Source organism: Achromobacter pestifer (genome assembly GCF_013267355.1).
GTDB lineage: Bacteria > Pseudomonadota > Gammaproteobacteria > Burkholderiales > Burkholderiaceae_B > Achromobacter > Achromobacter pestifer_A.
On the sequence record NZ_CP053985.1, the window covers coordinates 2,372,628 to 2,394,365 of the forward strand.

The 21,738-nt window shown below is 65.3% G+C and carries 20 protein-coding genes; 9 read left to right on the forward strand and 11 right to left on the reverse strand.

The window, feature by feature from the left end; genetic code table 11:
- The first annotated feature begins 19 nt into the window (after positions 1–19).
- Both FOC84_RS11505 and FOC84_RS11510 read left to right on the forward strand, forming a co-directional pair.
- The gene (locus FOC84_RS11505; RefSeq protein ID WP_173150085.1) at positions 20–952 is read left to right on the forward strand and encodes an N-carbamoyl-D-amino-acid hydrolase; all 933 of its coding nucleotides are present in this window, start codon (positions 20–22) and stop codon (positions 950–952) included.
- Positions 953–1,054: 102 nt separating this feature from the next.
- Positions 1,055–1,999 (forward strand): ornithine cyclodeaminase family protein, encoded by a 945-nt coding sequence (locus FOC84_RS11510; RefSeq protein WP_173144530.1) that lies wholly within the window; start codon positions 1,055–1,057, stop codon positions 1,997–1,999.
- A gap of 19 nt (positions 2,000–2,018) precedes the next feature.
- Here the strand turns inward: FOC84_RS11510 and FOC84_RS11515 are convergent, their stop codons facing one another.
- Positions 2,019–2,918, reverse strand: coding sequence for a LysR family transcriptional regulator (locus FOC84_RS11515; RefSeq protein ID WP_173144531.1), 900 nt, complete (start codon positions 2,916–2,918; stop codon positions 2,019–2,021).
- Between the two features lie 122 nt (positions 2,919–3,040).
- Between FOC84_RS11515 and dkgB the strand changes: the two genes are divergently transcribed.
- Positions 3,041–3,844 carry a 2,5-didehydrogluconate reductase DkgB gene (gene dkgB, locus FOC84_RS11520; RefSeq protein ID WP_173144532.1) on the forward strand — a complete coding sequence of 268 codons (804 nt, stop codon included), beginning with the start codon at positions 3,041–3,043 and terminating at the stop codon, positions 3,842–3,844.
- A 38-nt stretch (positions 3,845–3,882) separates the two neighbouring features.
- Here the strand turns inward: dkgB and FOC84_RS11525 are convergent, their stop codons facing one another.
- The 3 genes from FOC84_RS11525 to FOC84_RS11535 form a co-directional block, all read right to left on the reverse strand.
- Positions 3,883–4,671 carry a fused MFS/spermidine synthase gene (locus FOC84_RS11525; RefSeq protein WP_173144533.1) on the reverse strand — a complete coding sequence of 263 codons (789 nt, stop codon included), beginning with the start codon at positions 4,669–4,671 and terminating at the stop codon, positions 3,883–3,885.
- A 64-nt stretch (positions 4,672–4,735) separates the two neighbouring features.
- On the reverse strand, positions 4,736–5,155 hold the full coding sequence (locus FOC84_RS11530; protein ID WP_173144534.1) for a universal stress protein: 420 nt from the start codon (positions 5,153–5,155) through the stop codon (positions 4,736–4,738).
- A gap of 23 nt (positions 5,156–5,178) precedes the next feature.
- Entirely contained in the window at positions 5,179–6,162 is a 984-nt protein-coding gene (locus FOC84_RS11535; protein ID WP_173144535.1) for a TerC family protein, read from the reverse strand.
- Between the two features lie 263 nt (positions 6,163–6,425).
- Here FOC84_RS11535 and FOC84_RS11540 point away from each other — a divergent pair, with 263 nt between their 5' ends.
- From FOC84_RS11540 to FOC84_RS11550, 3 genes are all read left to right on the forward strand, one after another.
- The gene (locus tag FOC84_RS11540; RefSeq protein WP_173144536.1) at positions 6,426–7,691 is read left to right on the forward strand and encodes a cation:proton antiporter; all 1,266 of its coding nucleotides are present in this window, start codon (positions 6,426–6,428) and stop codon (positions 7,689–7,691) included.
- Between the two features lie 178 nt (positions 7,692–7,869).
- Complete coding sequence (locus FOC84_RS11545; protein WP_254241958.1) at positions 7,870–9,393, forward strand: DUF1254 domain-containing protein; 1,524 nt, start codon at positions 7,870–7,872, stop codon at positions 9,391–9,393.
- A gap of 76 nt (positions 9,394–9,469) precedes the next feature.
- On the forward strand, positions 9,470–10,918 hold the full coding sequence (locus FOC84_RS11550; RefSeq protein ID WP_173144537.1) for a DUF1254 domain-containing protein: 1,449 nt from the start codon (positions 9,470–9,472) through the stop codon (positions 10,916–10,918).
- 47 nt (positions 10,919–10,965) lie between these two features.
- Here FOC84_RS11550 and FOC84_RS11555 read toward each other — a convergent pair whose 3' ends face one another.
- From FOC84_RS11555 to FOC84_RS11565, 3 genes are read right to left on the reverse strand one after another with little or no spacing between them, the layout of a single operon-like run.
- The gene (locus FOC84_RS11555; protein WP_173144538.1) at positions 10,966–11,742 is read right to left on the reverse strand and encodes an SDR family oxidoreductase; all 777 of its coding nucleotides are present in this window, start codon (positions 11,740–11,742) and stop codon (positions 10,966–10,968) included.
- Between the two features lie 12 nt (positions 11,743–11,754).
- Positions 11,755–12,669, reverse strand: a complete 915-nt coding sequence (locus tag FOC84_RS11560; RefSeq protein ID WP_173144539.1) for a 3-keto-5-aminohexanoate cleavage protein — start codon at positions 12,667–12,669, stop codon at positions 11,755–11,757.
- A 5-nt stretch (positions 12,670–12,674) separates the two neighbouring features.
- Entirely contained in the window at positions 12,675–13,898 is a 1,224-nt protein-coding gene (locus FOC84_RS11565; protein WP_438800869.1) for an ABC transporter substrate-binding protein, read from the reverse strand.
- Between the two features lie 140 nt (positions 13,899–14,038).
- Between FOC84_RS11565 and FOC84_RS11570 the strand changes: the two genes are divergently transcribed.
- A complete protein-coding gene (locus FOC84_RS11570; protein ID WP_254241959.1) occupies positions 14,039–14,788 on the forward strand; it encodes a Crp/Fnr family transcriptional regulator in 750 nt (249 codons plus the stop codon).
- Positions 14,789–14,920: 132 nt separating this feature from the next.
- Positions 14,921–15,415 carry an Ohr family peroxiredoxin gene (locus FOC84_RS11575; protein ID WP_173144540.1) on the forward strand — a complete coding sequence of 165 codons (495 nt, stop codon included), beginning with the start codon at positions 14,921–14,923 and terminating at the stop codon, positions 15,413–15,415.
- A gap of 55 nt (positions 15,416–15,470) precedes the next feature.
- On the opposite strand, the gene FOC84_RS11580 is transcribed toward FOC84_RS11575, so the two are convergent.
- Positions 15,471–16,529, reverse strand: a complete 1,059-nt coding sequence (locus tag FOC84_RS11580) for an MFS transporter (RefSeq protein ID WP_254241960.1) — start codon at positions 16,527–16,529, stop codon at positions 15,471–15,473.
- 173 nt (positions 16,530–16,702) lie between these two features.
- On the opposite strand from FOC84_RS11580, the gene FOC84_RS11585 reads away from it, so the two are divergent.
- A complete protein-coding gene (locus FOC84_RS11585; RefSeq protein ID WP_173144542.1) occupies positions 16,703–17,491 on the forward strand; it encodes an AraC family transcriptional regulator in 789 nt (262 codons plus the stop codon).
- A 57-nt stretch (positions 17,492–17,548) separates the two neighbouring features.
- Here FOC84_RS11585 and FOC84_RS11590 read toward each other — a convergent pair whose 3' ends face one another.
- Genes FOC84_RS11590 through FOC84_RS11600 form a run of 3 tightly spaced genes read right to left on the reverse strand, consistent with a single transcriptional unit; the run spans position 17,549 to position 21,698 of the window.
- On the reverse strand, positions 17,549–18,757 hold the full coding sequence (locus tag FOC84_RS11590; RefSeq protein ID WP_173144543.1) for a pectate lyase family protein: 1,209 nt from the start codon (positions 18,755–18,757) through the stop codon (positions 17,549–17,551).
- A gap of 12 nt (positions 18,758–18,769) precedes the next feature.
- The gene (locus FOC84_RS11595; RefSeq protein WP_173144544.1) at positions 18,770–20,674 is read right to left on the reverse strand and encodes a Vi polysaccharide transport protein VexE; all 1,905 of its coding nucleotides are present in this window, start codon (positions 20,672–20,674) and stop codon (positions 18,770–18,772) included.
- A complete protein-coding gene (locus FOC84_RS11600) occupies positions 20,667–21,698 on the reverse strand; it encodes a sugar ABC transporter (RefSeq protein WP_173150093.1) in 1,032 nt (343 codons plus the stop codon). Before FOC84_RS11600 ends, FOC84_RS11595 begins: the two co-directional genes overlap by 8 nt.
- Positions 21,699–21,738 lie beyond the last annotated feature (40 nt).

A 21,738-nucleotide genomic window follows, 5' to 3' on the forward strand; every position in this document is an offset into this window, starting at 1 on the left:
TGCATACCCCGCCCGCAAGATGGGCCTGGCGGTCGCCCAGATGGGCGCAGTCAACCTTGCCGATACGCGCGCGGCCGTGGTCCGCCGCCTGGTCGACATGATGCGCGAGGCCGCCGCCCGCAAGGCGGAGTTCGTCGTGTTCCCCGAGCTGGCGCTGACCACCTTCTTCCCGCGCTACTGGATGGAAGACGCCGAAGCCGTGGAGCGCTACTTCGAAAAAAGCATGCCCAACGCCGACGTGCAGCCGCTGTTCGACACCGCGCGCGAACTGGGCATCGGCTTCTACCTGGGCTATGCCGAACTGACGCCCGAAGGCCGCCAGTTCAACACCGCGATCCTGGTGGACCGCAGCGCCAAAATCATCGGCAAGTACCGCAAGATCCACCTGCCGGGCCACTCGGACCACAAGATCGGCGCGCCGTTCCAGCACCTGGAAAAGAAATTCTTCGAAGTTGGCGACCTGGGCTTTGGCGTCTGGGAAACCCATGACGTAAAGATCGGCATGTGCCTGTGCAACGACCGCCGCTGGCCCGAGACGTATCGCGTCATGTCGCTGCAAAGCGCCGAGCTGATCGTGCTGGGCTACAACACGCCGTCCTTGAACATCCACTGGAACGAGCCCGCGCACCTGCGTACCACCACGCACGAGATTGTGCTGCAGGCCAGCGCCTACCAGAACGCGGTCTGGGTCGGCGCGGCGGCCAAATGCGGCCATGAAGACGGCCACCACATGATAGGCAACTCCATGATCGTCGCGCCGTCCGGCGAGATCGTGGCGCGTTCCAGCGGCGAAGAAGACGAAGTGATCACCGCCCGCATCGACCTGGCCATGGGCCAGGCCTTCCGCGACCATGTGTTCAACTTCGCCAAGCACCGCAACCCCCAGCACTACAAGCTGATCGTCGAACGCACCGGCGCGGGCGATCCGCTGCCCACGGCCGCCATCGACTAGAAACCGCGCCCGCCCGCGCATCGGCGCGGCGCGAGCGCCGCCTGCGCTGCTAGACTGCCTGTTGGCCCTCAGATAGACCGACCCCGCAGCAGGCAAGAACCCATGCGCTTCATCGACACCGAACAGACCCGCAACGCCCTGTCCTTCGACGCCGTCATTCCCGCCTTGCGAGAAGCCTTCCGCGGCAGCGCCACCGTGCCGCCGCGGCACGTCCACGCCATCCAGTCGGGCAACGCGCACGGCACCTCGCTGATCATGCCGGCCTGGAGCGACCGCGGCTACTTCGGCGTGAAGATCATCAACATCTTCCCCGAGAACACCCATCTGGGCCTGCCCGGCCTGCACGCCACCTACAACCTGTACAGCGCCACCACCGGCGTGCCGATCGCCCAGGTGGATGGCGACATCGTCACCGTGTACCGCACGGCGGGCGCGGCCGCGCTGGGCGCGGATTATCTGGCGCGCGCCGACGCCAGCACGCTGCTCATCGTGGGATCCGGCCGCATTGCCGGCCTGGTGGCGCAAGCGATGCGCACCGTGCGCGCGATCCAGCGCGTGCTGGTCTGGAACGTGCGTCCGGCCGGCGCCGAAAAGCTGGTCGGCGAGCTGTGCGCGCAGGGCTTTGACGCCGAAGTCGCCGCCGACCTGGAAAGCGCCGCGCGCCAGGCCGACATCATCAGCTGCGCCACCCTGTCCACCGTGCCGCTGATCCACGGCGCCTGGCTGCGCCCCGGTGTGCACCTGGACCTGATCGGCAGCTTCAAGCCCGAAATGCGCGAGACGGACGCGGCCTGCTTCGACGGCACCTCGGTCTACGTCGATACCAGCGAGGCCCCCACCAAGTCCGGCGACCTGCTTGCCGCCTTCGAAGCCGGCGCGCTCAAGCGCGAGGACATCCGCGGCGACCTGCACCAGCTGGCTGCCGGCCAATTGCCGGGCCGCCGCAACGACCAGGAAATCACCGTATTCAAGGCCGTGGGCAGCGCGCTGGAAGACCTGACGCTGGCAACGCTGGTGTACGAATCGGTCAGCGGCGAACGCGCCTGAACCGGCGGCGCCCGCGCCGCTATTCGAAGCCGCGCGGGCCCAGCGCCTGCGCCATGTAGTCGATGAAGGACTTGATGCGCGACGAAATCGCGGTGTTGCGGTAGTACACCGCGTTGATCGGCTGCCGCACGTCCTGCGTCTGCTTCACCAGCAGTTGCTGCAAGGCGCCGCTATCGCGGTCGCCGCGCGTCATGAAGTCGGACAGGCAAACGACGCCGCCGTCGTTCAGCGCCAGCTGCCGCAGCGTTTCGCCGCTGTACGCGCGCACCTGCGGCTTGACGTGCAGGGCCTGGCCATCGGCCTCCAGCAAGGGCCATTCGTTCAGCGCCTCCAGCTGGCTGAAGCCCAGCAAGGTGTGCGAGGCCAGATCGGCCACCCGCCTCGGCGTGCCGTGCGCGGCCAGATAGCCGGGGCTGGCCAGCACGCGGATGCGGCTATGGCCCAACCGCACCGCGTGCAGCGAGGAATCCTTCAGGTGCCCGATGCGGATGGCCAGGTCCGTGCGACGCTCCAGCAGATCGATGTTGCCTTCGTTGCTGTTCAGTTCAAGTTCCACCTGCGGATAGCGCGTGCGATAGCCCGGCGCCAGCGGCGCGATCACGTGCAGCATGAAGGGCGTCGCCGCATCCACCCGCAAGAGTCCGGCCGGCTGGTCGCGGCGCAGGCTCATCAGTTCCTCGCTTTCCTCCACGGCGGCCACGATCTTGCGCGCCTGCTCCAGATAGGCCCGGCCTTCTTCGGTCAGTTCCAGCCGCCGCGTGGTCCGGCGCATCAGCGTGGTCTGCAACTTCTCTTCCAGCCGGCTCATGGTCCGGCTGGCGGCGGAAACGGTCTGTCCCAGCACGTCCGCGGCAGCGGTGATGGAACCGCTGTCCACGATGGCGATAAAGACCTGCATTTCGTCGAGCGTCGTCTTCATTCTTGCATTTATATCAAAAGTCTTTCGTGCATACCGGACTTTTTCCGCAAGTATCCGACGGGCACACTGCAAGCATTCCCGGGCCCCGCGCCCGGATCCGCGAACCTCCCCAGGAGTTACCCATGAGCATTCCCGCCTTTGGCGTCGGCACCTTCCGCCTGCAGGGCCAGGCCGTCATCGATTCCGTGCGCAACGCGCTGGATCTCGGCTACCGCGCCATCGACACCGCGCAGATCTACGAAAACGAAGCCGAGGTCGGCCATGCCATCGCCGAATCCGGCGTGCCGCGCGATGAACTATTCGCCACGACCAAGATCTGGGTTCCGAACTACGCCCGCGACAAGCTCATCCCCAGCCTGAAGGACAGCCTGGCCAAACTGCGCAGCGACTACGCGGACCTGACCCTGATCCATTGGCCCGCGCCCGGCAACGGCGTGCCCGTCGAGGAATTCATGAGCGCGCTGGCCGAGGCCAAGACGCAGGGCCTGACCCGCCAGATCGGCATCTCCAACTTCCCCATCGCCGAAACGCGCGCCGCCATCGCCGCGGTGGGCCGCGAGCAGATCGCCACCAACCAGATCGAACTCAGCCCCTACCTGCAGAACCGCAAGCTCGCCGCCTTCCTGCGGGAACAAGGCATCCAGGTCACGTCGTACATGACGCTGGCCTACGGCAAGGTGCTGAAGGATCCGGTCATCGGCCAGATCGCCCAACGCCACGACGCCACGCCCGCGCAGGTCGCGCTGGCCTGGGCCCTGCAGCTGGGCCATGCCGTCATTCCGTCATCGACCAAGCGCGAGAACCTGGCCAGCAACCTGCTGGCCCAGGATCTGCGGCTGACGGACGAGGACATGGCGCAAATCGCGGCGTTGGAGCGCAACGGGCGCGAAGTCAGTCCAGAAGGGCTGGCCGCGGCCTGGGACTAGGGCTTTGGCGCCATTACGCCGCAGCTGAGCATGGAGCGCTATCTCAGCACCAGCGTCGCGCCGATGACCTTCATCGTCGGCATCAACTGGCGCCAGGCGTCCTTGGGCATGGACGCCGGCCGCCGCAGCTGCGCCGCGGCGGGATCGTCCAGCAGATCGCCCTTGCAGGCGAACACGATGCTGTTGGTCATGTCGTCGTCCACCACCTCGAACATGGACGAGCCGAACGAGGCGCGCACCCGGTCCATGTACTCATGATGATCCGGGTGATTGACGTGGAAGTTGATCACCAGGATGCCGTCCTCGCGCAGGGCGCGCAGGCAATCGGCATAGAACCCGGCCGAACACAGCGGACCGGGTATCCCGCCGACGCCGAACCCGTCCAGGAAAATCACGTCGGCATGCCCCGACAAGCCGCGCATGTAGTCTGCGGCGTCCGCCTGGACCACTCGGAACCGTTCGTCGTCGCGCGGCACCATGAAGGCGTCGCGCAAGGCGATGACCGCAGGATCGATCTCGACCACCTCGATGGCGCTGTCCGTCAGGTAGCGATGGCAGAACTTGGGCAGCGAGCCGCCCCCCAGCCCCACCATCAGGATGCGGGCGGGGTCCGGTTTGAAGAGCACGAAGCCCATCATCATCCGCGTGTACTCCAGTTCGAGCGCATCGGGATTGAGCGTGGACATGCTGCTCTGGATTTCCTGCTGCGTGAAATGCAGGGTTCGCCGGGTGCCAGCGTTCTGGACGAAAGGCCGCAGGTATGCCGCAGGCTCGCCTGCGGGCGCGGTATCGGGGGAAAGGGAGACGTCGTCGGGCATGAAGCGCATGCGTATTGCAGGAAAATACGCTGAAGATAACACTGCCCGGCCCGGCGCCGCCCCCCGCGGCCCCTCAGATCAGCAGCACGGGGCAGGGCGCGTGGGCGATGACCCGCGAGCACACCGACCCCAACAGGGCGTCCAGGAATGGCGCCCGATGGTGCGAACCCATCACGATGGCCGCGGCGCCCACCTTGACCGCGTGCGCCACGATCTTGTCCGGCGTGTGGCCCGTAAGCTCGTGGCATTCGAAGCCAATGTTGCCCGCACTCAGGATTTCGACCACGGACTTCATTGCCTTGTCGCTCTCTTCGTGATGCCAGGCGTCGATGTCGGCCTGACCGATGAAGGCTTTGACGTCGCCGGTCACATCGGGCTCGCAATGCAATACGTGCACCGTGAAATCCCGGTTCAGCAAAGGTCCATCAACCAGATAGCGCGCCGCGGCATCGCTGTGGCTGGACCCATCGGTGGCAAGAATGATCGTGTTCATGACAGATCTCCGGTTCGTGGGGCTCAACCCTTGTGGCGCGCGGCCCTGGCCGCGGCCCGTTTGGGCAGAATCAGGCTGGCGCCCACGGATGCCAGCAAGATCAGGCCTACCGCCACCAGCGACCACTGCACCGGCACATGGAACCATGGCGCGGCCAGCATCTTGCCGCCGATGATGATGAGCACCGCGGCAAGTCCGTGCTTGAGGTAGCGGAAACGCTCCCGCATGTCGGCCAGCAGGAAGTACAGCGCCCGCAGGCCCATGATAGCGAAGATGTTGGAAGTAAAGACCAGGAACGGGTCGGTGGTGACGGCGAAGATGGCGGGGATGCTGTCGACCGCAAACACCACGTCGCTCGCCTCTATCATCAGCAGCACGACGAACATGGGCGTGGCATGCCGCAGGCCGCCTATGCGCACGAAGAACGATTCGCCGTGATAGTCCTTGGTGATGCGCATGGACGAGCGCAGCAGGCGCACCAGCGGATTGCGGGCGATGTCCGGCTGATGGTCCGCCCGGGCCAGCATCTTCGCCCCCGTCGCCACCAGCAGCACGCCGAACACGTAGAACAGCCAGTCGAACTTCGACAGCAGCCAGACGCCCGCCAGAATCATGCCGACCCGCATCACGATGGCGCCCAGCACGCCGTACAACAGTACCCGGCGCTGCAATTCCAGCGGCACCGCGAAGTAGCCGAAGATCAGCGAGAACACGAACATATTGTCCACGGACAGGGACAGTTCGATCAGGTAGCCGGTGTAGAACTCCAGCGTTTTCCGGTGCGCAATGTCGCGCCCCAGGGTGGCGTCCAGATACCACCACATCAGGGCGCCGAACAACGCGGCCAGCGTCATCCACACGCCTACCCAGAACAGCGCTTCCCGCGGCCGCACGCGATGCGCATGCCGGCCGCCCAGCACGTAGAGATCCAGCGCCAGCACGACCAGCACAAAGCCTACGAACCCCGCCCACATCGGCATGGTGGCAAAGGTCTCGACCTGATTCATCAGGACCTCCCGCCGTCGCTGCAAAACCGCTATGCGACAGCCAGCGGTACACAATGCATGTACGGATCCAGTCTAGAACTTCCGGATGCGCCAAACAATTCGCCCGGATCGAACTGACGTTCAGGTTTTTTGGAACGTTCCGGCATGGTCCTTGCGGCGGCCGCGCCGCGCTTCTTGACCATTTTCCGCTTCCGGCACAAACTCGCGCAGCAAGACGCGGGTGCTGTCGCGGTTGTCCCAAAGAGTCCTAGCCGGAGCCGGTCATGCCCTGGACGCAAACGGCGGTCGAATTCTTCACCCATCTGGCGCCCTTTACGCGCTTCCTGCTGTGGCTGCTGCTGTTCCTGCTGGTGCCGCTGCTCTGCGAGCGCGCGCGCATACCCGGCGTCATCGGCTTCCTGATCGCCGGACTGATCCTGGGCCCTGCCGGCATCGGGCTGCTGCGGCCCGACACGCCGCTGACCCAGCTGATATCCGAGCTGGGCGTGGCGCTGCTGCTGTTCTTCATCGGCTACGACATCGATTTTTCCAAGCTGCGGCAAGCGAAAGCGCAGGTGCTCTGGTTCGGCCTGCTGACCTTCGGCCTGCCCCTGGCGATGGGCTATGCGATCGCCCGCGGCTGCGGTTATACCGTCAACGCCTCGCTATTGATCGGATCGCTGATCGCCTCCCACACACTGCTGGCCTACCCGGTGGCCGCGCGCCTCGGACTGGGCGAGCGCCTGAGCGTCATGGCGACCTCCGGCGCCACCGTGTTCACCGACATCGCCGCCATGCTGGTGCTGGCCGTGTGCCTGGTGACGCACCGCCGCGGATTCTCGGTGGCGGCGTTGGACATGCAGATGTTGCAAGTGGCGATCTTCATTCCGCTGGTGATCTTCGGCGGGCGCTGGGTGTTGAGCTGGCTGCTGGCCCGCATGCATCGCGACGAATCGCGCCTGATGATTCTGTTCCTGGCCGTAGCGTGCGCCACGCAGGCGGCCGAGCTGTTCGGCCTGGACGGCATCGTGGGAGCCTTTCTGGCTGGCATCGCGGCACGCCAGGCCACGCCTCACCCAAGCAACGCCGGCGTGCTCAAAGTGCTGAGCGATACCTTCCTGATTCCCGCGTTCTTCATGGTGACCGGCATGCTGCTGCATCCCATCGAAGCGCTGCGCACCTTCGTCGAACAGCCGCTGCTGGCGTTCGGCCTGCTGGCCGCCCTGTTGCTGGCCAAGCTCCTGGCGGCGATAGGGGTGGGACTGCCGTTCCGCTACAGCCGCAACGAGATCGGGCTGGTGTGGAGCCTGACATTGCCGCAGGTCGCCGCCACGCTGGCAGCCGCCACCGTCGCCTACAAGACGGTCAATTCGGCCGGGCGGCCACTGATAGACCTGCCGGTTTTGAACGTGATCCTGATGCTGGTCGTCCTGACCTCGCTGGGCGCCCCCCTGCTGACACAGCGTTTCGCCGACAGAATGACAGGCTCGCAACCGCGACCGGATCCCGGCGGCCCGGACCCCGCCGGCGGCGTGGCGCGGGCGGGCTGAGCGCTCCCGATCCGGGATATTGACGCCGTCCCTGTTTGATCGGAAACTGAACGACATGCGACGCTCGTCGCTTTGCTCGTGCTGGTCATCTTGAACTGTACTGAAACGCAAGGAACGAGGTCGCGCCGCCGTGTTGTGGACGGCAGTGTCTTCCCGCGTTCCTGTTCGTGGAGACCTTATGCTTACTGCCCGCCGCAATTGTCCGCGCGTCCTGGCCATGGCCGCCGTAGCCCTGCTGACCGCCTGCGCCGGGCCGCCGGAGCATTCCGCCGGCTACAAGATGAGCACGCCGACGCCGCCGCAGATTCTGACGCCGGCCAACGTCGAGACCCGCATCGGCCGCCTGGAATTCTTCGATGGCGTGCCCACCCCGGACACCGCCCGCAAGGTCTATGACAATCTCGACTTCCTGCGCGGCGTCGAGGCGTTTCTGAACGGCATCCCCGGCGCGTCCATGGTCTCGATCCGCGCCGGGCTGCGCGAGGCAGGCGCCACCGGCAGCACTGTCGGCATTTTCGAAACGCTGATGGACTCGCGCTCCCTGTTCCTCACGGCCAACACCGAGACCGTGTACTTCTGGAACTGGATGGACCTGAAGAACGGCCCCGTGGTCGTGGAGACCCCGCCGGGCATCCTGGGCGTGGTCGACGACTTCTGGTTCCGCTACGTGACCGACATGGGCAATGCCGGACCCGACAAGGGCAAAGGCGGCAAGTACCTGTTCGTGCCGCCCGGCTACAAGGGCCCGCTGCCAGCCCAAGGCTATTTCGTGCAGCATTCCCCCACTTACGGCAACCTGCTGTTCGGCCGGGCCTTCATGAAAAACGGCGATCCGGCGCCCGGCGTGCAGGGCGTCAAGGCCGGCCTGCGCGTCTATCCCTACAGCCAAGCAGGCGCGCCACCGCCGACGCGCTTCATCAACCTTTCCGGCAAGGTGATGAACACCATTCACGCCAACAACTACGCATTCTTCGACGAGGTGAACCAGATCATCCAGGAAGAGCCGGCAGGCGCCTACGGTGCCGACATGACCGGTCTGTATGCGGCGATCGGGATGCGCAAGGGCCAACCTTTCGAACCCGACGCGCGCATGAAGGCCATCCTGACCGACGCCGTGGCCGTGGGCAACGCCACGGCGCGCGCCATCGATTTCGCCAACCGCGATCCCGCCACGCGCATCTATCCAGACCGGCACTGGAACACGCCATTCGTCGGTGGCAGCTATGAATGGCTGAACGACGGCGCGCGCAATTTCGACGCCCGCACCATGTTCTTCTATGCCGCGACCATAGACACCCCGGCCATGGCCGTTGCCATGCCGGGCATCGGATCGCAATACGCCGCGGCCAACTATGACGCGCAAGGCAAGCCGCTGGATGGAAGCCGCCAATACGTGCTGCGCGTTCCGCCCAACGTGCCTGCCAAGGACTTCTGGTCCGTGGTGGTCTATGACACGCAGACGCGCTCCATGCTGCAGACGGACCAGCCGTTCCCCAGCCTGTCCAGCGAAAAGCAGCTGCACGCCAACGCGGACGGTTCGGTCGATCTGTATTTCGGTCCCCAGGCGCCCGCGGGCAAGGAACAGAACTGGATCCAGACCATACCCGGCAAGAGCTGGATGGTGATCTTCCGCCTCTATGGCCCCCTGCAAGCCTGGTTCGACAAGACCTGGAAACTCAACGACATCGAGGCCGCGCGCTAGGTCTCCCTGGACATTTTTACCTGGAACGACAACCCGCCTTTTTCTCCCCAACCTGAAGTCTGGAGACCGGAACACCATGATGAACCGTACCCTGACCGTCGCGCTGGCGCTGGCATGCGCCGGCGCGGCGCATGCCAAGGACGCAACGCCTTACCGCTACGAGCGCGGCTATCCCACGCCGCAGACCTCGCAACAGGTGCGCGCCGACCAAACGCTGCAGCGCGCCCTGATTGCGTACCGCTATTGGTATCCCACAGTCTCGGTGGAAGGCATCTTCAACGGCAACCGCGCCGTCGGTATCGAGGACGGCAAGCAATGGGGCATCGCCGCGGCCGGCCCCCGACAGGTCGGCTTCACGCTCAACTCCGACACCCCCTACGGCTCGGCCGTCATTGACCTGAGCCAGGGCCCCGTGGTCATCGAGCTGCCGCCCGGCCCCTACATCGGCCTGGTCAACGACCACAATCAGGGCTGGGTACAGGACCTGGGCCTGCCGGGGCCCGACGCAGGCAAGGGCGGCAAACACTTGGTGCTCCCGCCGGGATATGAGGGAAAAGTACCCGAGGGCTATCACGTAGGCCGTTCGCCCTCGCTGAAAAACCTGCTCGCGCTGCGTGCCATGCCGATAGGCGGCGACGTTCCCAAGGCGCTGGACGCCCTGCGCGCGGTCAAGATCCATCCCTGGACCGAACAAGGCGCGGCCGGCCAGCCCCTGGCTGCGGTGGACACGACGCGCATGGCCATGGACAGTTCCTCGCTGAAATGGGAAGACAACTTCCAGTTCTGGGAGGTGCTGAACAAGATCGTTCAGGAGGAGCCGGTCGCAATTGCCGCAAGACCCATGTATGGGCTGCTGGGCGAGTTGGGCATTGAAAAGGGCAAGCCCTTCAAGCCGGACGCGAAGCTCAAGGAAACGCTGACCAAGGCCGCCCGCCTGGGGCGCGACCAGATGCTGGTGACCGCCTTCGACAGCGACCGCGCCGACCGCAAGGCCTGGCCCGACCGTCGCTGGGAATGGGTCGGCCTGGTGCCAGGCAGCGCGCAGTTCGAGACCACATCCGGCATGGACATGGACGCCCGCGACCGCTGGTTCGCGCAGGCCATCGTGGCCTCGCCCGCCATGTTCCGCCGCGACGCCGGCGCGGGCTCGCTCTATTGGCTGGGCGCGCGCGACGCGCAAGGCGCCTACCTGGACGGCGGCAAGCAATACACGCTGGTCGTGCCGCAGCCGGTGCCGGGCAAGCTGTTCTGGTCGATCACGCTGTACGACAGCAAGACCCGTTCACAGGTGCAGACCGACCAGGACAAGGCCGCGCTGCGCTCGCTGTTCGAGCTCAAGGACGTGGATCAGAGCAAGCCGCTTACGCTCTACTTCGGACCCAAGGCCCCGGCGGGCCAGGAAAGCCGCTGGATCAAGACCAATCCCGGCCAGGGCTGGTTCGCCTACTTCCGTATCTACGGGCCGGAGGCGGCCGCCTTCGACAAGAGCTGGAAGCCGGGTGACTTCCAGCGCAGCGGCAAGTAGCGCAGCAGAGTTCCGATCGCGTCATCGGCGATGGCGCGATCGGCGGCTCAGCCCAGATACTCCACGTTGCCGCAGACCGAAATGCTCTGCCCACTGATGATGGCGCCTTCATCCGAACACAGGAAGGCGACCTGATTGGCCACGTCCTCCGGACTGGTCATGCGGCGCAACGACACCTTATCCACAAGCTGCGCGCGCATCGCGTCGTTGCTCACGCCACCGGCAGTGGCGCGGGCTGCGATGACCCGTTCGACACGGTCGCCAGACACCACGCCTGGCAGCACGGAATTGACGCGGATGTTCGACGGCCCCAGCTCCATCGCCCAGGTCTGCGTCAGGCCAGCCAGTCCGAATTTGCTGGCGCTATAGGGCGAGCGCAGCGAGAAGCCCAGGCGGCCCGCCACCGACGAGATATTGACGATGGATCCGCCGCCTGCCGCGCGCAGCAACGGCACCGCGCTGCGCGCGCACAGGAAGGTTCCGGTCAGATTGACATCCAGCGTGCGCTGCCACGCATCCAGCGCAGTCTCCTCCAGACGGCTGGTCGGACCGGACACGCCCGCATTGTTGATGAGCGCATCGAGCTTGCCCCACCTATCCGACAGCTCGCCGAACATGGCCAGGACTTGCGCTTCGCTGGATATGTCGGTCACGCTGACGCCCAGGCGCGGATGCGCGGCCGCCGCCGCCTTGCACGCGGCTTCATCCACATCGCAGACATGCACCTCGGCGCCCGACTCCAGAAACTTGCGTGCGATCGCGAGGCCTATGCCTTGTGCGCCCGCAGTGACGAGGACGTGTTTTCCTTGCAACGAATGGCTCATGGCATTTCCTTTTCAGAGCGCGAACTCGGGACGGACCCCGCTCTTCAGCGGCAAGCCCAGGATCTCGCGCGCTTCCGCGGGCGTGGCGGGCTCCATGTCCATTTCGCGGATGACGCGCACGATGCGCTCGGTCAGCTGGACATTGGTGGCCAGTTCTCCGTGGCGGTAGTACAGGTTGTCTTCCAGGCCAACCCGCGCATGGCCGCCCAGGAGCAGGGCGGCGATGTTGGCCTCCAGCTGCGCGGGCCCGATGCCGCTGACGCAGAAGATGCTGTTCCGGGGCAGCAGATCCACCATCATCTGCAAATGCCGGACAGAGAACGGCATGGCGTTCTGGAAGTTGCGGTGCACGTTCATGACCAGGTTGATGAAGTGCGGGCCTTCGTCCAACCCCTCTTCGATCAGCGTCGTGGCGTCCTGCAGGATGTGAGTGGGGCTGAAGACCTCCCATTCGGGCTTGATGCCGCGCGCCTGCATGCCGACAGCGAGTTCGCGGGCCTTGGTGAGCGGCGTATTCATCAGGTATTCACGGTCGCCGAACGCCAGGTTCAAGGTCGTGGCGTCCAGCGTGCACATCTCGGCGCCGGCGTCCATGCCCTTGAGCCGTTCTTCCCACAGGATCTCCCATGTGCCCGGAGACGTCTCCTTGACCATGTCGCCATGCACGCCGCCGCCGGTGGAGTTGTTCAGCACGATGTCGCAGCGGTCGCGAATCAGCCGGTTCATTTCCCGATACACCGACGCATCGCAGGTCGCCTGGTCGTCGGGACGGCGCGCGTGCAGCGCCACCACGCTGGCGCCGGCGTTATAGCAGCGATACACGTCCTCCGCGATTTCCAGCGGCTGCGTGGGCAGGTGCGGATTCTGGCTTTTGAATGCCATGCCCCCGGTCGGGGCGATGGTCACGATGACTTTGCGTTTGCTCATGAGGTTCACTTCCAGAGCGCGCAGCGGCTCTCTTCCTTGGTGGTAAATGCCTGGTTGCCGTCGATGGTCTGCACGACGTTGAAGTAGTCCCAAGGCTCCTTGGACTGTTCCGGCGTCTTGACCTGCAGCAGGTACATGTCGTGCACGACACGCCCATCCGGCCGGACCACGCCGTTCTTGATGTAGACGTCGTTCAGCTTGTTCTCGCGCAGATAGGCCAGCACGCGATCGGCGTCATCCGTACCCGTGGCCTTGACCGCGCGCAGGTATTGGAGCGCCGCGGAATAGTCGGCCGCCTGCAGCGAGGAAGGCATGGCCTTGCGTTTTTCAAAGAACGCGCGCGCCCAAGCGCGGGTCTCATCCGACGCATTCCAGTACCAGCTATCCGTCAAGTACATGCCTTGCGACGCGGTCAGCCCCATGGCGTGGATGTCGTTGATGAACATGATCAGGCCGGCCAGGCGCATGGTCTTGGTGATGCCGAATTCATTGGCCGCCTTGATCGAGTTGGTCGCATCGGCGCCGGCATTCGCCAGGGCGAGAATCTCGGCCTTGCTGCTTTGCGCCTGCAACAGGAACGAAGAGAAGTCGCTGGCCGAAAGCGGATGCTTGACCGATCCCACCACCGTGCCGCCGCCGGCCTTGACCACCGTGGTCGTGTCCGCCTGCAGCGCGTGCCCGAAGGCATAATCCGCGGTCAGGAAGTACCAGCTCTTGCCTCCAGCCTTGACGACCGCCGCTCCCGTGCCGCGGGCCTGCGCCACGGTGTCGTAGGCGTAGTTCAGCGTGTACGGCGTACATTGTTCGTTGGTCAGCGCCGGAGCGCCCGCGCCCACCACGATGATGGGCCGCTTCTTGTCGGCCGCGACCTTGGACATGGCCAGCGCCGTGCTGGAGTTGGTGCCGCCTATCAGCATGTCCAGGCCCATCTGGTCGAACCATTCGCGCGCCTTGGCCGAGGCGATGTCCGCCTTGTTCTGGTGGTCGGCGGTCAGCAGTTCGATCTTTTTGCCGTTGATCGCGCCGCCCATCTCCTGGATCGCCATCTTGATGGCCTCGGCGCCGCCGGGGCCATCCGGCCCCGAGTACACGCCCGACATGTCGGTGATGAAGCCGATTCGAATAACATCGTCTGAAATCTGCGCCTGGGCCGCAGGGGCGTGCAGCAGCGACACGGCCAGGCCGCAGGCCAGGGCGCCGCGGAACATCATGCCTTGCATGGGCAACATGCTTGTCTCCTCTTGTGGGTTTTGGCGTTTGAAACCTCGACTATTCTGGTGCCGGCCCAAGACAGCGGACAGTCATCATGGTGACAAAGCACCCTAGGGTTTACCTGAGCGGCATCACAACGGCTACGAAGGAGGCACACATGCGTGAACGGCTTGCCAACGCCGGCGACGAACCCTTGAGCGCGCGGCGGCGGCGCGCGCAAGGCGCGGTGGACAAGATGCTCGACGTCGTCCCCTGGTACAAGGGCTTGCCGGAACTCGAACGCGACCTGATCCGCGCGGAGTTGCGCGTCGTGTCGCTGGACGCGGGCGAATTCCTGTTCCGCGCGGGCAATCGGTCGCCCGGATGGTATGGCGTGGTGCAAGGGCTGGTGAAATGGTCCTCGCCCGGCGCCGACGGCAAATCGCTTTCGCTCGCGGGATTCAGCACCGGCAGCTGGTTCGGCGAAGCCACCATGATCCGCCGCGAGCGGTTCGAGTACGAGGTGGTCGCGCTCAGGCCCAGCCTGATCGTGATACTGCCGCGCGAGACCTGTGAACGCCTCTGGAACAACAACATCGAATTCACCAAGGCGCTGATGATGCACCTGGCGCAGCGCGTGGACTGGCTGATGAGCAGCTTCACATCCAACGTGCTGCTCGACGTCGACACGACGGTCGCGCGCGCCGTCGCCGCGCAGCTCAACGCGGAAAAGCATTCCGACACGAATGGACGCCTGAAGGTTTCCCAGGAGGAAATCGCAGGCCTGTGCGGCATTTCAAGGCAACGCTGCAATGCCGCGCTTGCGAGGCTCGCCCGCGCGGGCGTGCTGGAGACCTACTATGGCGGGCTGGCCATCCTCGATGCGGACGAGCTGCACAGGCTAGCCAAGGTCAACAAAAGCGCCTAGGAAACCAGGGTAACCGGTATAAAAAAAGATGCCGGCCAGAACAGAAATTCTGTCTTTTCGCCCGGCGGGGACAACTCTATAGTGGCCGCGGCAAAAACAACAACCCGCTTTTCCGCACTTGAGGAGTCCCCCATGAAAGCCCCCACCGCACCCTCTGTTTCGCTTCTGGAACCCTATGTCGGCACAGAAGACCTTCCCCTGTACACGACCACTGTCTCCGTAACCGGCGGCGCCTCCGGACACGGCAGATCGTCCGGCCGCGTGATCTCCAATGACGGTGAACTGGAACTCGAACTCAGGCTGCCCAAGGAGCTGGGCGGAAATGGCGGCGGCACCAATCCCGAGCAATTGTTCGCGGCCGGGTTCGCCGCATGCTTTCATGGCGCCATGAAGCTGGTTGCTCTCAAGAACCGTGTCCCGCTGCCCGCGGATTTCGCCGTGCACTGCACCACCACCTTCGCGCGCGAAGCGTTCGACGGCCTGTTCTGCATCAAGGCCCGGCTGGAGATTTCCCTGCCGGGGATCACCAAGGACCTGGCCCTGGCGCTGGTCCACGAGACCGAATCGATCTGTCCTTATTCGAAGATGGCGGATCAGGGGATCGCATCGTCGGTGCATCTGAGCTGAGAGCCCGACGGCCGTTGTTTGAACGGGACCGGTTGCACCACCGGCAGCGGCCCCATCATTGATCTTGGATTTTCCGCGCCTTCATCGCATATGCTGCGGCCGCCAGCACTGCGCAGCAGCCCAGCACCACATCCAGCCTTTGCCCCAGTCCGGCAAGCACCAGCGCAACCCCCAGCAGGTTGTAGTAGATCAAGCTCAGAATCGCGCCAGCGGTGCCTGCGGCATTGGCATGGGCGCGCAAGGCATGGGCCAGGATGTTGGGAATCGCGATCGCGTAGGCGGCGGAAATAATCGCCATGCCGATGAGAAACGCGGGGCTCCCGATAAGCACGGCAACCACCGCCGCGCCCAGCGCCAACAGAGAAATTCCCAACCGCACCAGACGTTCAGACCCGCATCCGCGCCGCAGCAATGCCGTGTTCAGGAACGCGCCGCATAGCGACGCCGCGGCCAGCGCCAGGCCGCTTTCGCCGAAGCCAAGCCAGGAATCCTGCAACCTGGCAAAAAGGAACGGACCCAGCTGGTAGTACCCGAAGATCGCGAGATTGAAAATGGCGATCAGCGCCGCGCTGCGCCAGATTGCCCGGTCTTGCAGCATGGCGCGTAGCGTCGGCCAAAAGGGCGGCGTCGCGCGCGGTTCTGGCCGGGTTTCGGGCCAGCGGCACGCACTGGCGCCGAGCAGCGCGACTGCCAGCATGGCGAGCGCGAGAAAGACGCCCCGTACCCCGCCCGCCGCCGCGATCTCCTGCCCGGCGTACATGCCGACAGCAGGACTCACGGCCAGAGCCATCCCCAGCATGGAGAAGACGCGGGCCAGCTCCAGGCCCTGATAACTGTCCCGCAGGGCTGTCTGCGTTACGATTGAGCCCACGGCCGCACCGAAGGCGGCGATCAACCTGGCCGCAAGCAGCTGCCTGAAATCGCCCGCCGCCATGGCCCAGCCCGCGCCCAGCGCGTATAGCGCCAGCCCTGCCAGCAGCGCCGGCCTGCGGCCCCACAGATCGCACAGGCGGCCCCAGACCACCACGCCAAAGGCGAAGGCCACAAACCAGAGCGACAACGTCTGCGCCGCGTCCTCGGGCGCGGCCTGATAGGCTGCTGCGATCAGCGGCAAGGCGGGGCTGTATATCGTCTCGACGATCTGCGGAAAACTCAGCAGCAGGATGACTAGCGGCAGGGGCGGGCGGCGGAACATGGCGGCATCGGTAAACGGAGAGCCCGTTTTTTAGCCGGACGCCGCCATCGCCGTTGTAGCTCGGACGACAACAAATATCGGAACCCGGACAAATGGCCAGGCTTGCACCCACCGACGCGTTCAACCCCGACACCATGGCGCAGCCGGTGACGGGCATTGCGTCGCGCCTGATACACCACGACTCCGGGCTGCATAGCCACGGCCGGGGCCAACTGCTCTTTGCCCACGCGGGCTCCATCCGCCTCGCGATGCCAGGACAGATCGCCGTGCTGCCTCCCATCCGCGTGGCGTGGATACCGCCCGGAACCGAGCACCGCGTCCTGATCCGCGGCGAGGTCGAGTACCGCTCGATCTATCTGGACCTGGCGCGTGTCGCGGCGCCCGCGGCCGCTGCCGCCATACTTTCGATGACGCCGCTATTGCGCGAGGTATTCGAGCGCATCAGCCTGGAGCCATTCGGCACCGACTGGTCCCAGGGCGCGCCGCGCAATCTGCTGGCCGTCTGCATGGACGAACTGCGCGCGGCAAGGCAGGAACCCATGCTGCTGCCCCTGCCCACGGACCGCCGCCTGGCCGTGCTGGATCTGGATGAACTGCCGCCTGAACTCGAAGCGCTGTCGCGGCGCGCGGGCGCAAGCGCTCGCACCATCACTCGGATATTCCAGCGCGAGACTGGCATGAGCTATCAGGCCTGGCGGCAACTCTGGCGCCTGCTGCGCGCGGTGGATCTGCTTGCCGCCGGCCAGAGCGTGACCGCGGTGGCATTCGATCTGGGCTTTGCCAGCGACAGCGCGTTCATCGCGTACTTTCGGCAAATGACAGGAGAGACGCCGGGGCGATACCTTTCCCCGCCGTACAAACCACAGACTGTATTTCCATAATACAAATCCCAGGCTGTATGCATCGCCGATCCACGCGGGTGCGCAATCCAGGCAAGCTCAGCCAGGACAACCCGACCCGATCCTGGACACCGGCAACGGCGTATCCCCGCCCGTGTTCCCCGCGAACTTGCGAATCTTCTCCGCCAGCTCAGGCGTAGGCTTTTCGTAGCCGTAGCAATAAGGCGGCGTCGGCGCGGACTCGGGTCGGTAATCCTGCAGCACCGGTTTCGCATCGCCCAGATACAGATTGTCCTTCAGGCGCAGGAAGGCCTTGTAGTCCCGGGTGTAGCCATGCTGGGACTTCAGTTTCTCATAGGCGCCGCGATCGGATTCGCCATTTTCCAGCGCGCTGCGCTGGGCGGCGATGGGAATGTAGTGGCAGTAATTCACATTGATTCCTTCCACTGTCGGAAAGAATTCGGGCTCCACGCATTTGCGCTGCGTGGAGTTCTTGAAGATGTTGCCTTCGACCAGAGCCCGGGCCTCCAGGCTGAAACTCATGCCGTAGAAGTCCCAGTCTTCCAGCAGATTGTTGAAGAGATGGAAGGTGCCGAACTGCGCCCGGGGATTGCGCTGCACGGTGTTGAGGAAGTAATTGTGGTGCAACGTCACGCGCGCGATGGAATCGCGGTCGTAATTCGCGTAGAGGTTCTTCGAGGTGATGTTGTTGAGCAGCATGACCTTGTTCGAATTATGGAACTTGGTCCATGAGATCGTGACATCGGTCGAGCCGTTCTTCACGTTCAGCAGCCGGTCCGACATGCGCGAAAGATCCATGTGGTCGACCCATACGTCGCGGCTGTTGTTGGCCACGTTCACGGCTTGCGTAAGCCGCGACAGGCGCCCGTCTATCGTCAGATGCGTGAGGATGACGTTCCGGCTGCCATACACGCCCAGCCCGTCGTCTATCAAGGTGACGCGCTTGCCGCGTCCGTCTATGGTCGTGTTGGACGGCACGCGCAGCTGCGTATCCAGGACGATGGTCATGTCGGAGGCGAAGCGTATCCAGGTGGGTCCTTTCTTCGCCTGCGCCAGCGCGGCGCGCAGCGTTCCGGGACCCGAGTCCTGGTCGGACGTGACGTCGATGAACTTTCCGCCCAGGCCCCCCGTGACCTGGGCGCCGTAGCCCTCGCGCTGCTGCAGCAGCGCCGCGATGGACGGACAGTGCTCGTCCGGGCTCCTGCACGCTTCGCCAGCCGCGGCCGTCCCGCCGTACAGCATGGCCAGGGCAAGCAGCCAACGCGCGGAATTCATTGCAGCCTTCATCGACGCTTTCTCCTATTGCTGCGCGGACCGGTCCGCGGTCGTGACGTGGCGCCAGATGCCACCGCTCAGGCGCAGGTTCTCCGGCGGGCCGGCCAGATGCTCCCTGAGCCGTTCGAAATAGGCCTGCCGCCAGCGCAGGGAATACGCGTCGGCATCCTCGCCGGGCTGGGCTGCGGGCAGCATTTCCAGCGTATAGGCGACGTGGCCGTTCTCCCAGCGCGGCGCGTAGAACACCGAGGGCACACCCATGCGATGCGCCAGGTGGGACGCGAAGCTGGAGTACGTCACGTCCTGCCCTTCGAAGGTGGTGCGCGGCGCCGCCGGATTGGCCGCGCCGTCTATCGCCAGGCACAGCACATAGCCCGAGGTCAGCGCGCGCATGCAGGCCTTGGCGACCTGCGCCTCGCTCTGGTCCGCGGTGGAGATCAAGGCAGCGGAATAGCTGCTCTGCGCAATGCTGGGCGCGGTCGCCAGCCAGCGCGACGGGATGCCTACCAGTTCCAGCGCCATCAACCCGGCATACATGGGGCCGACGTGCGCCGTGGCGACCACCACGCCCTTGCCCCCCGCCAGCAGCGGCGCAAAGAAGCGCTCGCCGGTATCCAGTTCTCCCAGCACCTGCATGGCATCTTCGACGCTCTCCTCGCGGCACTCAAGCCAGTCGAAAAGCAGGTGGTCCACCAGGTGGCCCCAGCGCGCGCGGCGTTCCCACTGCGCGCGGTCGATGCTGACGTCGCCGCGCATCGACCAGGCCCAGTCCAGGCGCGCCTGCGGTATCGGGGCGGTGTCCAGCCGTTCCTCCAGCTGCGCCATGGCCTCCTGGAAGGTCTCCGGCAGCCGCTGGCCGCGTCGCGCCACGTACTGGCCAAATAGCGCCTCGGCCTCCTGCTTGCGCCCCGCCTGCGATAGTGCGCTGATGGCCGCGCGCTGCCAGAGCTGCTTCTCGGGCGACTTCTCCAGCAGATGCATCATCTGGTCGGCCGCGGCATCGTACTGCAGCGTGTAGCGCAGCGCGCGCGCATAGAAGGCCCGCGTCTGCTCCAGATCCGGCGCCAGGTCGATGGCCTGCTTCAGCGGCGTCAGGGCTTCCTTGTAGCGTCCGGCGCGCAGCAGGGTCTCGCCATGCAGCGTCAACAGCCTCACGTCCGCGGGCGCCGCGCTCAGGCCGGCCTCGAAGTGGGCCAGGGCATGCACCTTGCGGTCCTCTTCGTTGCCGCGCCGCAAGTGCGCCAGGCCCAGGGAGGAGCGCAGGACCGCGCAGTCATGGCCCGCGGCCAAGGCCGCGTCGCCGAACCGGATCGCCGCCTCGACCCTGCCGTCTTCCAGCAGGGCGCGCACCGCCATCGTCGCCACGCGCTCGTTGGGCAGTTCGCGGGGATCCAGCGCCGCCGCCATATCGGCCGCCTCGGCCGCATCGCCGTTGCGCACGAAGGCCATCAGCCAGGGATAGGCTTCGCCAGGTTCGTTTTCCGCCAGGCTCCTGGTCGCGCGGGCGACCTCGGCGGCCTCGGCCGTTCTGCCTGCCTGCACGCGCAACTGGATGCGCGCCGCATGCAGGGCCGCGGCGCCGGGCTCGATGCCGGTGGCAGCGTCCGCTTCGGCGATGGCGCGGTCCCATTGCTCGGTGCGCCCGAAAAGGCTGGCGAGCAGGCGGCGTTCATCGGCGCGAGCGGGATAGACCGCGACCATGATTTCCAGCGCGGCGATCGCGGGAACGAGCTTGCCTTCCCGCACCAAGGGCGAAACCAGCAGGCGGCGCGCATCGCGCCAGCCATCCGCGGCCTGCCGCAGCGCCGGCTCCAGCATGGGCATGTCGTTCAGCGGCTCGGCCGAGGAATGAATCTGCTTGATCACGTCACGCAAGCGTGCCGTGGCATCAAGACCGGCGGGACGATCCGCAATTGCCATATCAACCATGACGCAATCCCCTCAACAACGCCAACGCCACGCGAGCGATGAACATCAGCACAAAACCCAGCGCCAGCGCCTGCAGCAACAGGAGCCCCGTGCGCGGACTGCTCGGGCGGTCCGTCGGCACCGGCTGCGCGATGATGGACAAGTAGCGCTGCAAGCGCAGCGTGTCCGTCATGGCCTGCTGGTAGGTCTGCTGCGCCAGGGTCAGGTTCGAATCCGCGAACGCCTGGGCGTTGCGCAGCGCCTCGTACGACTTGAGCTGCTTCGCTTCCGTATTGCCACCGCCGCTCAGGCGCTGGCGCACCGCCGCAATCCGTTTTTTCAGGGACGTCACCTGCATCTCGGCGGGCCGCAGCATGAAATGATCCTTATTGCCCAGCGCTCGGATCTTGTCGAGATTGATCTGCGCGGTATTGAGTTCTCCTTCCAGCTGGCTTGAAAGATTCAGCAGCATCGTCACCGTGGCCGTGGGATCGATGTTGCCGTGGGTGGTCCGCCACGCAGTCAGCGTTTCTCTGGCGGCTAGCGCCTTCTGTTCCGCGAGCTTGACCGCTTCTTCGCTTACCTTCAGCTTATCGGCCACGCCCTTCTCGTTCATTGAGCTGACGAAACTCTCGGCCAGCTCGATCAGCGCCCGAGACAGCAGCGCGGCGTCTTCCGAGGAAAACGCGCTCACGCGCAGCACGTCGATCTGCTCCAGCGCATTGAAGGAGACCTTCACGGAGGCCTGGTAGGCACGGAAAAGATCGTCCTCGCTGGAATCCTCGGCAAGATGATTCACCGGGTCCAAGCCCGCGCGGATCAGGTACTGGCGCAGCCCGACCTTCTTGTCGAGCTGCTGCATGGCGTCGCGCGATTTGAGGAAATCGGCGACTGCCCAGCCATCCACGAAACCGCCCAGCATGCCGCCCGCGTTGCCCGTGGTCAGCAGGCTGGCCGCAGCCCCTCCGCCGCCTTGCTGACCCGAGGCCGACTGCACGAAGAAGCGCGACTCCGCCTCGTAGCGGGGCGTGGCGAAGAGCAGCAGATAGACCAGAGCGCACGCGACCGGCACCAGCACGATGAGC